The organism is Thiospirochaeta perfilievii (assembly GCF_008329945.1).
Taxonomy (GTDB): domain Bacteria; phylum Spirochaetota; class Spirochaetia; order DSM-2461; family DSM-2461; genus Thiospirochaeta; species Thiospirochaeta perfilievii.
Genome location: NZ_CP035807.1, coordinates 1,664,557 through 1,679,066 on the forward strand (window position 1 = coordinate 1,664,557; position 14,510 = coordinate 1,679,066).

The 14,510-nt window shown below is 29.1% G+C and carries 13 protein-coding genes; 5 read left to right on the forward strand and 8 right to left on the reverse strand.

Translation table 11 applies throughout. The features are described from left to right. The first annotated feature begins 119 nt into the window (after window positions 1-119). Together EW093_RS07530 and EW093_RS07535 are read left to right on the forward strand one after the other, a co-directional pair. The gene (locus EW093_RS07530) at window positions 120-1,007 is read left to right on the forward strand and encodes a site-specific integrase (RefSeq protein ID WP_149567805.1); all 888 of its coding nucleotides are present in this window, start codon (window positions 120-122) and stop codon (window positions 1,005-1,007) included. A 1-nt stretch (window position 1,008) separates the two neighbouring features. Then, on the forward strand, window positions 1,009-2,106 hold the full coding sequence (locus EW093_RS07535; protein WP_149567806.1) for an IS91 family transposase: 1,098 nt from the start codon (window positions 1,009-1,011) through the stop codon (window positions 2,104-2,106). Window positions 2,107-2,470: 364 nt separating this feature from the next. On the opposite strand, the gene EW093_RS07540 is transcribed toward EW093_RS07535, so the two are convergent. Continuing rightward, a complete protein-coding gene (locus tag EW093_RS07540; RefSeq protein ID WP_149567807.1) occupies window positions 2,471-3,298 on the reverse strand; it encodes a hypothetical protein in 828 nt (275 codons plus the stop codon). A gap of 58 nt (window positions 3,299-3,356) precedes the next feature. Here EW093_RS07540 and tnpA point away from each other — a divergent pair, with 58 nt between their 5' ends. From tnpA to tnpC, 3 genes are read left to right on the forward strand one after another with little or no spacing between them, the layout of a single operon-like run. After that, window positions 3,357-3,662 (forward strand): IS66 family insertion sequence element accessory protein TnpA, encoded by a 306-nt coding sequence (gene tnpA, locus EW093_RS07545; protein WP_149566821.1) that lies wholly within the window; start codon window positions 3,357-3,359, stop codon window positions 3,660-3,662. Beyond that, complete coding sequence (tnpB, locus tag EW093_RS07550) at window positions 3,662-4,009, forward strand: IS66 family insertion sequence element accessory protein TnpB (RefSeq protein WP_149566822.1); 348 nt, start codon at window positions 3,662-3,664, stop codon at window positions 4,007-4,009. The genes tnpA and tnpB overlap by 1 nt, the downstream gene beginning before the upstream one ends. Window positions 4,010-4,050: 41 nt before the next feature. Beyond that, window positions 4,051-5,619 carry an IS66 family transposase gene (gene tnpC / locus EW093_RS07555; RefSeq protein WP_149566823.1) on the forward strand — a complete coding sequence of 523 codons (1,569 nt, stop codon included), beginning with the start codon at window positions 4,051-4,053 and terminating at the stop codon, window positions 5,617-5,619. A gap of 138 nt (window positions 5,620-5,757) precedes the next feature. Here tnpC and EW093_RS07560 read toward each other — a convergent pair whose 3' ends face one another. The 7 genes from EW093_RS07560 to EW093_RS07585 form a co-directional block, all read right to left on the reverse strand. Continuing rightward, window positions 5,758-6,060, reverse strand: coding sequence for a hypothetical protein (locus EW093_RS07560; RefSeq protein WP_149567808.1), 303 nt, complete (start codon window positions 6,058-6,060; stop codon window positions 5,758-5,760). 1,538 nt (window positions 6,061-7,598) lie between these two features. Further along, the gene (locus EW093_RS17300) at window positions 7,599-7,769 is read right to left on the reverse strand and encodes a hypothetical protein (RefSeq protein ID WP_187759877.1); all 171 of its coding nucleotides are present in this window, start codon (window positions 7,767-7,769) and stop codon (window positions 7,599-7,601) included. A gap of 225 nt (window positions 7,770-7,994) precedes the next feature. After that, entirely contained in the window at window positions 7,995-8,507 is a 513-nt protein-coding gene (locus EW093_RS07565) for a hypothetical protein (RefSeq protein ID WP_149567809.1), read from the reverse strand. Between the two features lie 385 nt (window positions 8,508-8,892). After that, window positions 8,893-10,137 (reverse strand): hypothetical protein, encoded by a 1,245-nt coding sequence (locus EW093_RS07570; protein WP_149567810.1) that lies wholly within the window; start codon window positions 10,135-10,137, stop codon window positions 8,893-8,895. A 1,384-nt stretch (window positions 10,138-11,521) separates the two neighbouring features. Beyond that, on the reverse strand, window positions 11,522-11,770 hold the full coding sequence (locus EW093_RS07575) for a BrnA antitoxin family protein (RefSeq protein WP_149567811.1): 249 nt from the start codon (window positions 11,768-11,770) through the stop codon (window positions 11,522-11,524). Beyond that, entirely contained in the window at window positions 11,757-12,029 is a 273-nt protein-coding gene (locus EW093_RS07580; protein ID WP_149567812.1) for a BrnT family toxin, read from the reverse strand. The genes EW093_RS07575 and EW093_RS07580 overlap by 14 nt, the downstream gene beginning before the upstream one ends. An 841-nt stretch (window positions 12,030-12,870) precedes the next feature. Then, a complete protein-coding gene (locus EW093_RS07585; protein WP_149567813.1) occupies window positions 12,871-14,190 on the reverse strand; it encodes an ATP-binding protein in 1,320 nt (439 codons plus the stop codon). Between the last annotated feature and the right edge of the window lie 320 nt (window positions 14,191-14,510).

Sequence of the window (14,510 nt, forward strand, 5' to 3'; positions counted from 1 at the left end):
ACTACATATGTATAAAATAAATTAACTCCATTCAAATCTCCAAGTATTAAAATTTCCTTATCACAAAAAAAAGGTTAGTTGGTATATCAACCTTCTTACCTAAATCCAAGAAGATAAGAATGGAAAAAAATAACAAATGGTATAAGCAGTTTACTGACAAACTAGAGTTAACAGGTTTACGTCCAAGAACGGTAGATGTCTACTCTAGAGCTGTGAAACAGCTTCAGGATCATTATGATAGAAACCCTAAAAAAATAACAGAACTTGAAGTTCAAGAATACCTATTATACAGAAAAAACACTTCAAAATGGGCTCCTGCAACTCTAAATACAGCTCTTTGTGGTATTAGGTATTACTATCAAATGATGTTAAATGTTAATTGGGAGCTATTTAGGATTGCGAAGTTTGCTGCTGAAAATAAGCTACCCACAGTTCTAACAAAAGAAGAAGTTGACAGGATTCTAAGGTGTGCTAGACCCTTTAATAATTATGTCTACTTAGTTTTAGTTTATAGTTGCGGTCTTCGTTTGAGTGAAGCTCTAAATCTTGAAGTTTCCGATATTGATCGTGGAAGAATGATAATTCATATCCATAGAGGAAAGGGTGCAAAAGATAGACTTGTTCCTCTTCCACATTCAACACTAAAACTTTTAGAAAGGTATTGGAAAACACATAGGCATCCTAGGTTTATATTTCCTAGAACCCAAACTAATAAAAGGGGTGCACCTGTAAATGATTTAGCTGATGATACAGTTAATAAAGGATGTGCTCAAAATGCCATGAGAAATGCTGTTAAAAAAGCCAATATCAATAAAAAAGGAGTTTCAGTCCATACTCTGCGACATTGTTACGCTACACACCTTTTAGATTCTGGAGTAAATCTAAGGTACATTCAAATTTATCTAGGTCACTCAACTATTCTTTCAACACTGGTGTATCTTCATCTAACAGCTGCAGGAAACAGTGATGCCTATGGAATTATTGATAACTTAATGGATAGGTTCTGATATGGGAGCTACGATAAAAGAGATTTTTACACTTTATGCTTGGGAATACCTTATGATAAATGAGGGTAAGGTTCCAACTAACCATAAGAAAGTTATAGATGCCATAATCAATTGTAGAACTGATGTTTATGGTATTACTTTTTACAAATGTGAAGGCTGTGGAGAAATTCATACCAGTTTTAGATCCTGTGGAAATAGACACTGTCCTACCTGTCAGGATCATAAAACAAAACTATGGAATGCAAAACAACTTTCAAAAGAACTAGCTACGAACTATTTCATGATAACCTTCACTGTTCCTGAAGAAATAAGAGATTTTTTCCTTCAGAATCAGAAAGAGGCTTACTCTGCACTTTTTAAAGCATCATCTGATTCAATAAAGGAATCAACACAGAAAAGTAGAACAATGAGTGGAGCTACTACAGGATTTTTTGGTGTACTTCATACTTGGGGGAGACAGATCCAATATCACCCTCATATCCATTACGTTGTCCCAGGTGGTGCTTTGAATATAAAAAAACAGAGTTGGATAAGTTCATCAAAGGACTTTTTTCTACCTATATTTCAGTTATCAAAGTTATGTAAGGATAGATTTAAAACTCTTATGAAGAATAAAGGATTACTTCATCAAATACCTCATGTAGTGTGGGAACGTGGTTGGAATGTTAATATCCAATCTGTTGGATCTGGAAGGAACACCATAAAATACCTATCAAGATATGTTTTTAAAGTAGCTATTTCTGATTACAGGATTCTTAAAGTCCAAAATAGAAGAGTCTATTTTAAGTTTAGAAGTAAAAAAACTGGGCAAGTTGTTACTACTTCTTTGGAAGTCTTAGATTTTATTAAAAGGTATCTACTTCATGTATTACCTTCAGGTTTCATGAAAATTCGATATTTTGGTTTTATGCATACATCATTTAATATGGAGTATAAGGACATTAGATTAATTATCGATGGCTTAGTTGCAGTACTTAATAAACCCGTAAAACCCATTATTCAGAAGGTTTTTATATCCTGTTCAGCATGTGGTAAAGAGATGAAATTTATGTTTTCTATACTTCCAAATAATATAAGAATTAGGGGGTCATCTGGATGAAAATATATAAAAATTACATCTCCAAAAATAGGAACTATCCATGTTTCACAAGTGAGGTATATTTTAATGTTTTTACGGAGTTAAATAATTGGGGAAATAACAAAAAAGATGGATTTTCTGATGTGAAATCGTTCTCTCTTGGGTTCTTAAAGTTGAGTATAAAAATAATCTCGAGTATTTTATGTTATAAAATCCTCTTTAGAATGTAGCGATTATTTATCAATACCCTATATGGAATACTCTTTCGTTGGCTTACAGGAACATTGGATTGAAATCGACGATAAAGACCATAGAAGAGTCTCTTTTAACTGAAGATCACCTGATGTTTGGCCTTTATAGTCGAATCAATCCTTAGGGTTATATTTTAATCTGTAAAGTAGCTCAGCTTTCTATTTTCAATTTTAAATAATTTAGAATCTATATTTTTTTCTGATTTTAAAAGTTTTACCCTTAATTCATCAAATAAACTATATTCTAAGCAATCAGTTGGGTATTTATTTAAGTCATATAGATCACTCAAAATTTTATTCTTTTTTATTTTTGAGAATGAGTTTAAATATGATTCGTTAATAAACCATGTATCAGATCCATAAATTAACCATGATTCTATAAATGATAAATATTTTAATGGATGATTAACTGATAACATCAACTCGTCCATTTTATTTTTATATCTATTTTTTAGAGAGTAAATGAAAACTGTTTTATTTGAACTCGGAAATATTGAAAGATAAACTGGGAATGATGATTTCCTTCCTTTTTTATTCTTGTGTTGTAAATTACTTTGTCCAGCTAACGCAACAGGAATACTCTCATCGATTTCAATAATAAATGTATTAATCATATTTTTTTTATCATTTTGAATATGATAACCAGATAAAAAATCATTATCTAAAACAAGGATTTTAGCTTCTATATAATGTATTTTTTGTTTTATATCATTCATGTTTGGGTCTTCTACTGAAGTTAATTTAATATCTTTTTTTATAGTAATTCCTGCATGTGTTTTAATTAATGATTCATGATAATTAAATAGTTCTTTATGATATCTATCAAATTCTTTCTTTAATAATTTATGGCGGCTTTTCAAGTAAAATAGATCGCGTAAAATTGCTCTATAATTTTGGAGATGAATAGATATATCGTAAAAGTTATTATTCTTCTCAAATGTAAAAATATTCGTAACCGTCAATTTAGTATGCCCTTAAAAAAATAAATAAAATATTACACCCTTAAGTCCGAGGGATAATATGAAAAGTCGAAAGAGCCACGAAGAGTGGAAATTATTAGTATCAGAGTTCAATAAATCAGGCCAGTCAGTTGCAGCTTTTAGTAGAGAAAATAACCTAAAAGCATCAACTTTTATTTATTGGGTTAAAATGTTCTCTATAAATACTGAAAAATCAAATTTGGTTAAGATAAAACCTAAAACGAGTAATTCTAAGAAAACTCATGATATTAAAATTATTGTTAATGATACAAAGATTGAGATCTGTGGAGTTATAAATTCAGATAAAATTAGTAAAATAATCGCTGTACTAATGGAAGTTAACTGATGTTTTTAGACCTAACTAAAATATCAATCTTCGTTCGCCCTGGATCAACAGATATGAGATCTCAGATTAATGGGTTATCAGTTTTAGCTGAAAGTGAAATGAAATTAGATTCTGGTTCTGGAAGTTTATTTTTGTTTTGTAGCAAAAACAGAAAAAACTTGAAATGTATATACTGGGATAAAAATGGTTTTGCAATGTGGCAAAAGAAACTCGAGAAAGATAAGTTCCCATGGCCACAAACGGCAGATGATGCAGAAGAGATAACTTTAGAACAATTAAAACTTCTATTGTCTGGTATAGATTTTTGGAAAGCCCATAAAGAAATATATTTTAAAGAGATGAATTAAAAGGGTTTTATAATCTTTTATAAAATTGTAGTATTTACTCGATGGGCGGAATAAAAAAACAGGTAATCCCTGAAGAAATATCTACATATATTGAGTCTCTTGAAAACTCAAATAAATCTCTTGAAAATAGGGTTAAAATACTAGAAGAAGAGTTGCGTCTCGAAAGAGTAAAGAGATTTGGAAAATCTAGTGAAAAGGTTACACCTTTACAATCTGAATTATTTGATGAGTTTGAGCAAACCGCCTTGGATATAGAAGAAGAGGATGAACCTGAAGTTATATCTATTCCAGCATATAATAGAAAAAAGAAAGGTCGAAAACCTATAGATCCATCCCTACCTAGAAAACAAATCATTCACGATATATCAGAAGATGATAAACAGTGTGCTTGTGGATGTCAGATGGTTAAAATTGATGAAGTAGTAACAGAAAGGGTACAGATTATTCCTGAAAAGTCTTATGTAGAACAACATATAAGACCAAAATATGCCTGCAGGAATTGTGAAGGTTCAGGAGATGAAGATAAACCAACTTTTAGAGTTGCTCCTGCACCACCATCATTGATTTCAGGAAGTATAGTGACTGGTGGTCTTCTTGCTTACATCCATACAAATAAATTTTGTGATTACCTGCCATTTTATCGGCAAGAGAAAAGATTTGAGAGGTATGGGATTCCGATAAGCAGACAGAATATGTCAAACTGGACTATAAAAGCTTATAGAAAATTAAAAGGTCTTAATGATATTATGAAAGATCACATAAAGACTGGTACATATCTTCAAATGGATGAAACAGTCCTCAAAGTTCATGGGGAAGTTGGTAAATTAGATTCTAGTAACTCTTACATATGGGTCACCTGTGGTGGGCCTAAAGACTCAAGTATAGCTCTCTATGAATATAATAGATCTCGAAGTTCAAAATATATTAAAGATTTTACTGAAGGCTTTTCTGGGTTTTGTCAGTCAGATGGTTTCCCAGGTTACAATGCCGTTTTTAAAAATAGTGACAAAATAACACATGTAACATGTTTAGCACATTGTCGGAGAGAGCTTTACGATGCCTATAAAGCTTCTAAGCAACTAAATAAGTCTAATGTTGTAATTAATAAAATTCAAAAGATATATGTTGTAGAAAAACAACTTAGAGATAAGAACCTCAAACCGGAAGAATTTGTAGCAGAAAGAAAGAAGTTAGCGACACCATTACTTGATAACCTAAAAGACTGGCTTGATAAAAAGGCTATAAATATTAGACCAGAAAGTAAATTGGGGAAAGCTGTAAAATATACATTAGGCCAATGGGATAAAATGATAAATTACCTTGATTGTGCAGAGCTTACTCCAGATAATAACGCTGCGGAGAGAGTGGTAAAACCACTTGTTATGGGTCGTAAAAATTTTTTATTTTCGGGTAGTCCTGAAGGTGCGGATGCATTATGTTTTTTCTACTCTTTAATTGAAACGGCAAAATTAAATGATTTAAATCCATACGCATATTTAAAATGGTTATATGATAAGGCTCCATTATTACCAGAAGGCTCCTCATTAGAAGAATTAGCTCCATGGAAATGTGATCCAATAGAAGTTAATAAAATTATGTTACCTTCTTAGAGAGCTATTCCCTTTTTAAAATATTAAATATTTAAATATCAGTTGTTACTGCCTTTAGATTTGACGGTTACAATATAAGTAATAAAATGGTTAATGTTATATATAAGTTTATGTTTTCCAAAATTGACATTGTATCTCCTAATGTTTCTTGTTTAAATACTTAAGTCTAAGATCTCTCCGTTCATTGATACGATCCTCAAATACCTTTTTTTCATTTTCTATAGCCTGTTTAATTCTTTCCTTTTCTGCTTTTATTTCTTCTCTATTTAATTGTTTTTGTAATCTTATATTATCTTTTTCTGCTTTAATTCTTTCTCTTTCTAGTTCATTTGCTCTACGAATACGTTCTTTTTCTCTTCTGATTCGATCTCTTTCAGCAGCTTTATTAGCTCTATCTACTTCTTTGATTACAGTAGTTAATATCTTCATTCCTGTACCCATAAGCACTCCTAGTTTAGTTAAATATATTAATTCTTAAATATTATAATTTAAATATATCACAATTTGTAATCTAATTGTATAAATTTTTATTCTATATAACGTCCATTTAACCTGCCGATTCGTCACGGAGTGTTGGCGTGATTTTTGAATGGAGGGACGATTAGTCCTGGAATGGCTGAAAGCAAAAATCATGACAAAGAATCGGACTGGTTCAAATGTTTGTTATGTAGCGCCCCCAGTTTTGAAATAAGGGGTCTATAGACCCTATTTCAGAAGATTTCTGACGGAGTAAAACTTTGTTGAAGCCTTTAGGCTGAACCCTGGCTGACCGGATCATATCATGTAATTATAAAAATAACCAAAGGTAAAAGTTTAGACTTACAGTCCCCTATTTTTCCTTTTTTTATTTTTTAATATGTTTTAAAATCTCAATTTTTTACTAGTTAGAATCTGATTATACCCCAACTTAACATTGAGTCGCAAAAGTGCCTACATAACGTCCATTTAACCTGCAGATTCGTCACGGAGTGTTGGCGTGATTTTTGAATGGAGGGACGATTAGTCCTGGAATGGCTGAAAGCAAAAATCATGACAAAGAATCGGACTGGTTCAAATGTTTGTTATGTAGCGCCCCCAGTTTTGAAATAAGGGGTCTATAAACCCTATTTCAGAAGATTTCTGACGAAGTAAAACTTTGTTGAAGCCGTTAGGCTGAACCCTGCCTGACCGGATCATATCATGTAATTATTAAAATAACCAAAGGTAAAAGTTTTGACTTACAGTCCCCTATTTTTCCTTTTTTTTAATATGTTTTAAAATCTCAATTTTTTACCAGTTAGAATCTGATTATAGCCCAATTTAACATTGAGTCGCAAAAGTGCCTACATAACGTCCATTTAACCTGCCGATTCGTCACGGAGTGTTGGCGTGATTTTTGAATGGAGGGACGATTAGTCCTGGAATGGCTGAAAGCAAAAATCATGACAAAGAATCGGACTGGTTCAAATGTTTGTTATGTAGCGCCCCCAGTTCTGAAATAAGGGGTCTATAAACCCTATTTCAGAAGAATTCTGACGAAGTAAAACTTTGTTGAAGCCGTTAGGCTGAACCCTGGCTGACCGGATCATATCATGTAATTATTAAAATAACCAAAGGTAAAAGTTTTGACTTACAGTCCCCTATTTTTCCTTTTTTTATTTTTTTAATATGTTTTAAAATCTCAATTTTTTACCAGTTAGAATCTGATTATACCCAATTTAACATCGAGTCGCAAAAGTGCCTACATAACGTCGACTTGAGATGAAAGTTTGTCCCGCAGGGTTGGCGCTGTTCTTGCATTTTATTTGCGAGAACAGTGACAAAAAACTTTTCTTCTCCTAGTCTTTGTTAAATGCCCAATATTGAATTTATTATTATTTTTGGATATCTAAATAAATTATAAATCTCATAATCAGATAAATATTTAATTCTTTATCTTCAATTCTGTTTGACACTATTAATAACTGATAAAAATTATTGGTTCCATAACCGTAGGTTAATTATTTATCTTTTAATCTTGTTGCCACTATTAATAACGGATAAAAATTATAAGTTCCGCAACCGTAGGTTAATTCTTTATCTTCAATTCTGTTTGACACTATTAATAACTGATAAAAATTATTAGTTCTGTAACCGTAGGTTAATTCATTATCTTCAATTCTGTTTGCCACTTTTGATAACTTATAAAAATTATTAGTTTCGTAACCGTAGGTTAATTTAATAATTCTATTGGTTAATACAATTTCTAATAAACATAGTAACTTTATGTATTTATACCGTAAGTTACTTTGTCAATTATCCTGTTTGAAACAATTTCTGATTAACATAAAAACTCCTTGGTTTGTCGAAGGTTAGTATATCTTATAAATCTGGAGTCATTCTCTTTAGTAATTCTTTTATGGATTGTAATATGTTATTGAAGCTTTCCCTTCAAAAGCTACTGAATAATTCTTTATCTGAACAAAAACATTATTTTCATTTTGTTCTAATTTGTATCCAGTTGCATTTATTTCAATATCATATGAATTTGTTGTTGTATTCGCATTGCTTATAGTTAAGGTTCCGGTACTAGCACTATAGCTATTATCGCCTACATTCCATCCACTAAAAGAAGCTTCAGATTCTGTAGACATACTATAGGAAGAAACAATATTATATGTTCCATTCTTTGGAATCATATCCGATGATGAATAATAGAATCCAATATTTGTGTAATTCGTAACTTGATCTATTTTTTGACAATCAATTACAAATGTCGATTGGGTATTCCCATTATTATACGAGACTTCATGTCCCTTAGTGCTTGTAGATATATTTACAGTTTCATCAACAGTAAGGGAAGTCGGATTTGTAGAATTGTCACAACCAAAAAATAGTAAGGGAAATAAGATAAATAGAATTTTTTTCAAAATATACTCCATAAATAAATTTTTTTAATAAGTTAATATATTCTTAAAAAATATAAATGTAAATTAAAATAATATTATAATTCAATTGTTATAGTTGATACAATTTCTAATAACAATCAAAGTCTTACCCTAAAACTATCGTTCAATTCTCCTGATTTTCACTATTTTGTTTGTTTTCCGAAGGTTAATATGTTATTTATTTCGTTTAACACAAACTCATAATCATTAAAATTAATACTCACCTAAAAGTGCATTTAACGTCCGATTGAGTGGAAAGTTTGTTCCGTAGGATTGGCGTGAAATCTGCATTTTTCTTGCAGATTTCATGACAAAAAGCTTTTCCATTCCAATCGTTTGTTATACATTTCCTTAATATATCAATTCTCTAAATATTTAAATAATATTCATTAAATAAAGATTCACCAGTAATTTCACTAGTAGGAATGTTTGTTTCAATATAAATAGTCTCATCAGATTTTAATCTGAATTTATTTTTTTCACTGATTGTAATACTCTTAATAATACAGTTTTTATTATCTGATATTTCGAATTCAATATCAATGTATGCCTCTGATGTTTTATAATCTGGAATATAAAATGAGTCGTATAACAATTCAGTAAATTGATCCATAAAGTCCGGTACATTTTTTTCATGAAGCAACTCAAATAAATACAATAAATCCGAATTAGATTTCTTTACTTTTTCATAAACAGAATCAAGTATTAAATACTCGCTATTAGTCATAACATAATCAGGATTTGTATAATATTTTGTGTAATAATCATTAATTAGCGTTAAAAAATTGTCCATATCATATTCTAAGCCATTTCTATTAAAATTTTGAATATATTCAGGATTTTCAATTCTATTAAATAACCATTTAAGTGAGTTAGTATTACCATTAATAATTCTAGATTCATTTTCTGAAAAGATTCTTTTTAGTGATTGATATTCAATATATGCAATATTATTTTTAAGAATTTTAGATTTATCAAAATATTTATTATTGTTATATTTTCCTGAAAATCTAACAATATTATTAGACCAATCATTTTCAACAATATTCCATTCAAAATATTCAAATATGTCTGTATTTTCTAATAATTCTGAAAAGTTCTTCTTAAATGAATAAGACACACCTATACCAAAACTACTATAAGTATAATCTGGATAATAATCTATTGAATTTTCAGGATAAGAACCTCTAACATTATTTATATTTTTATCATATTTACTATCTCTATTAATTATATATTGTTTTATCTTTATTTTACCTACATTTGCTGTAAAACTATAAATAGGATGTGATAGTACTGCGAAAATACTTAGTGAGATTATAACTACAATAGAAAAAATTAACCATTTGAAAACTGTGACAATATAATTATTTTTAGTATTTAATTTAACTTTGAATAATAATTTTTTAATCTTTACTAATAAAAGAAATAGTACATAACAAAAAATAAAAATAATAATTATATATAATATTTCTCTCCATACTGTTTTTATAATATTTCCTTGCATTTTATTAGAGAAAAAATTTAGAATCGTTACTATTATTGAAAAAGCTATTAACTTAGCATCAATTTTAAAAAAATCTATTATTTTTTTTTCACTTTGTTCGTTCAATTTTTACCTTCCACACTATTAATATTATTTAAAATATCTTATCTAATGTAAAATATCAACATTTTTTATTCAAACCTCATAAATATTTTATTACGATATTCCCTGTAAATAACCTAATTAAACTTTCACCTGAAATATGTATAACGTCCTGTTGAGTAGAAAGTTTGTTCCGCAGGATTGGCGCAGTCTTTGCATTTTTCTTGCACAGACTGTGACAAAAAACTTTTCTACTCCTACAGTTTGTTATCTGAAAAATGCAGTGATTTAAGAAAAAAGAGTCTATATATTATCATTTTTCATTTTAGTTCATATTTACTGAGCAATCATCCCGATTCACCCATAATATAATTAGGCAGTTTCTCAGTCATTTTAGTTTTTGTACTAACAATGATAAAGGATATAAAAGTATTTATCCTCCCGCATTAAATAAATTAAGTGATCCATCGTTTTAATCCAGAAAAAGTGTGTTCAGTAATTAAGAATTAAATTCATTTAGATAAACTTTGCTTTAATTAATAGTAATCTTATTAAGAGTAAAATTATATTACTAAGCCCATTTAGTGAAACTTAGTTCTTAATAAATAGTGATCTTGTTAAGAATAAAATTATAATACTAAACCCATTACGAAAGAAATTTATTTTCATCTATAATTGTACTATTAGAAATTAATTAAAAAGATATTTGATAAAAGTAGGGGGCTTATTTTGATAATTATCGTATAAAATAAATTATCTATATCGGCATTATTTGTAAATATTATTTAACTAATTTGAGTATTTTATATCATTATTTTATATTTTAAGATTAATATCAATATTTTATTAACCGCCTTTTGGCGGCAGATAACGTCCATTTAACCTGCCGATTCGTCACGGAGTGTTGGCGTGATTTTTGAATGGAGGGACGATTAGTCCTGGAATGGCTGAAAGCAAAAATCATGACAAAGAATCGGACTGGTTCAAATGTTTGTTATGTAGCGCCCCCAGTTTTGAAATAAGGGGTCTATAGACCCTATTTCAGAAGATTTCTGACGGAGTAAAACTTTGTTGAAGCCTTTAGGCTGAACCCTGGCTGACCGGATCATATCATGTAATTATAAAAATAACCAAAGGTAAAAGTTTAGACTTACAGTCCCCTATTTTTCCTTTTTTTATTTTTTAATATGTTTTAAAATCTCAATTTTTTACTAGTTAGAATCTGATTATACCCCAACTTAACATTGAGTCGCAAAAGTGCCTACATAACGTCGTTTTAACCTGCCGGATTGTGCCCGAAGGGATTGGCGCTTATTTTGCATTAGAGCGAAGCGGGCAAAATATGTGACAAAAATCCGGACTGGTTCAAAACTTTGTTATCTGGGAACATCAGTTATTTATTGATACTTCATGCATGATGTGCTTCAACATAACTTCTTAAAATATTATTTATTTTAGATTGATACCCTCTACCATCCGATTTGAAATAATCTATTATATCTTGATCTAATCTTATGCTTATTGCTTTCTTTTGCTTTGGGTACACAGGTTTTACATTAGCCCAGAATGTTTTATCTAATTCAGGTATATCTGAATAATCAATATCTTTATCTTTTATTGATTTTATTTCATGTAATCTTTTTTTATCGATAGTCATAATATTTACTCCTCTCTCTTTCATTAGCTTTCCTAGCTGAAATAATTCTTATATTTCCAAACCTGTCAGTGTGAACAAGTACTAAAACAATATTTTTACTTACTTCTCCAATTGTTATTTCTCTGGTTTCTCCATAATTTTTTCTATCATCAATCCAAGTTAAACAATCACTCTTAAAAACCTCTACGGCTTCATCAAAATAAATACCATGTTTCTCATAATTAGATTGATTTTTATTTTCATCCCATTCAAACTTCATAATTAATTATATACGTTTTGTATATACAATACAATCTTGATGAAATTTTTTTGAAATTTATATTTATTAAGAACAGTAGATTCAATTCGTTTCTGTAACTATTTTATTTTTAAAGACACTATCAATTTGGGAAACCGTAGGTTTAAATTCCTTATTAGAACTATTTAATAGACACTATCAATTTGGGAAACCGTAGGTTTAAATTCCTTATTAGAACTATTTAATAGACCCTATCAATTTGGGAAACCGTAGGTTTAAATTCCTTATTAGAACTATTTAATAGACCCTATCAATTTGGGAAACCGTAGGTTTAAATTCTTTATTAGAACTATTTAATAGACACTAATACTTGGGTAACCGTAGGTTTAATTTCTTTATTAGAACTATTTACTTTAATAGACACCATTACTTGGGGTAACCGTAGGTTTAAATTCTTTATTGTAACTCCCTAATTTTAAAGGCACAATTAATTGGAAAACCATAGGTTATATTTATCAGTGAAACTATTCTAATTTTAATAAACAATTAATAAGGAAAAGAAGTATTATATAAAAACAATTTCCTTTCCTTTTTTTTTATGCAAGTGAAGAATTTATTGTTATACTCCACATATAAAAGTATTTATTTGTAAAACACAAACATAAACACAACTTTATTTATATTACTTTTTATTTTTTAATATTTTCCCTACCGCCTTTGGCGGCAGATAACGTCCACTTGAGATGACGGCTTCGAGCCTGGAGCGAAGCGGAAGGATTGGCAACCTACTTGCCCACGAAGTGGAACAGCAAGTAGGATGACAAAGAAACGTTCTTCTCCAAGTGTTTGTTATACAGCCCCTCTATATATATTTATCTAAATTCTGCATTCCAAGTAATAAATATTCTACACTATAGTCTTTATATTTTTTTAATAATTTTACAGATTTATTTTTTAGATCATTCATTTTAGCTTTATCAAGGTTCATTTTTATTTCGCCAATTATAATTTTTTTATCAAGATCATTAACAGCAACTAAATCTATTTCATTAAGATTACCACGTTCCCAATAATTTCCAATAATATTAAATTCAGATTTCTCTTTGAAGATCTCTTGATACATCTTTTCTAATAATGGGCCTTTATAAACCTGTATATATTTTTCATAATATTTTTTTATATATTCAAAATTATAATTTTCTATTGCAGTTCTATTTATTTGTATAAACCTAAACCAAAATTTTAAAAAATTATCTTTTATGTGATACTTTTGAACTTTTCCAGTTGGTTTCGCTCCTACAGGTTTATTTTTATTTATTAAGTCATAATCTATTTCTAGTTTTTCTAAATATCCACCAATATTTTTTTCTAGTATAGATTCTATTTCAGAACGAGATGTTCTACCCTCCGACATTAATTCTAGTATAGAGAAATAAGTTCCATATTCTTTTCCAAATTCTTCTATTAATATTGTTTTACCCTCATTAATAAATGGAGAATCTTCACTAATATAATAATCAATTATTAATTTCTCAGACCATTTTTTATCATTAACTAGTATTTCTATATATCTTGGTATTCCACCAGTAATTAAAAATATTATGAACAGATTTTCAGTAGTAAAGCTATTATTATCTAACAATATTTGTTTTATTGTTTTTGGAGAAAAAGGTTTTAAGTATACTACCATATCAGCTCTACCAAATAATGGTTCTTTACTATTTTGAAATATCTTATGCATTAATGAATATATTGATCCTATAAATATCACTTGCATTTTTGATTCAAACTTATAACTGTCCCATAAATTTTGTAAATCAGAATATACAGATGGATTAATGTTATAGAACTCTTGAAACTCATCAATTATTATTACAATTTCTTCTTTCTTAGCTATTTCTAATAAAAGTTTGAATATATCTTTAAAGTTAGATATTTCTCCAATCACTGGATAATCTAGTTTATCTTGTATTGTTGCAACGAATTCTTTACAAAGAAGCTTCTCTGATTTCTTTGATATAAATAAATAAAGTGATTTCTTATTATTAGCAAATTTTGTAGCTAATGAAGTCTTCCCTATTCTACGACGTCCAGTAAGAACAGTCATTTTTGATGATGAACCTAATGTTGTGTATTGTTTTTCAAGAAACTGTAATTCCTTTTCTCTAGCGTAAAATTTCATTTAGTTTACCCCTTATAGTAATTGTAACACACATTATGATAACTGTCATTACTATAAGAGAGCGTTTAGAGTCTGTATAACATATTATATAACTAGTTTTATACTTAATAATTAGTTTTTAGATATATTCATACACTGTTTTACTATTAACTCAGTGTAAGTACCTGACGTAACCATATAAAGACTCAATAGTTACAATTATATAGTTTACGTATTACTAAAGATTTTAGTAAGAATCAAGTTTTTATTCCAATTCTAATAACTGGCCGAGTAATACAATACTGCAGACAGTGTTGGCAGAATTATACCTGTAATATAAA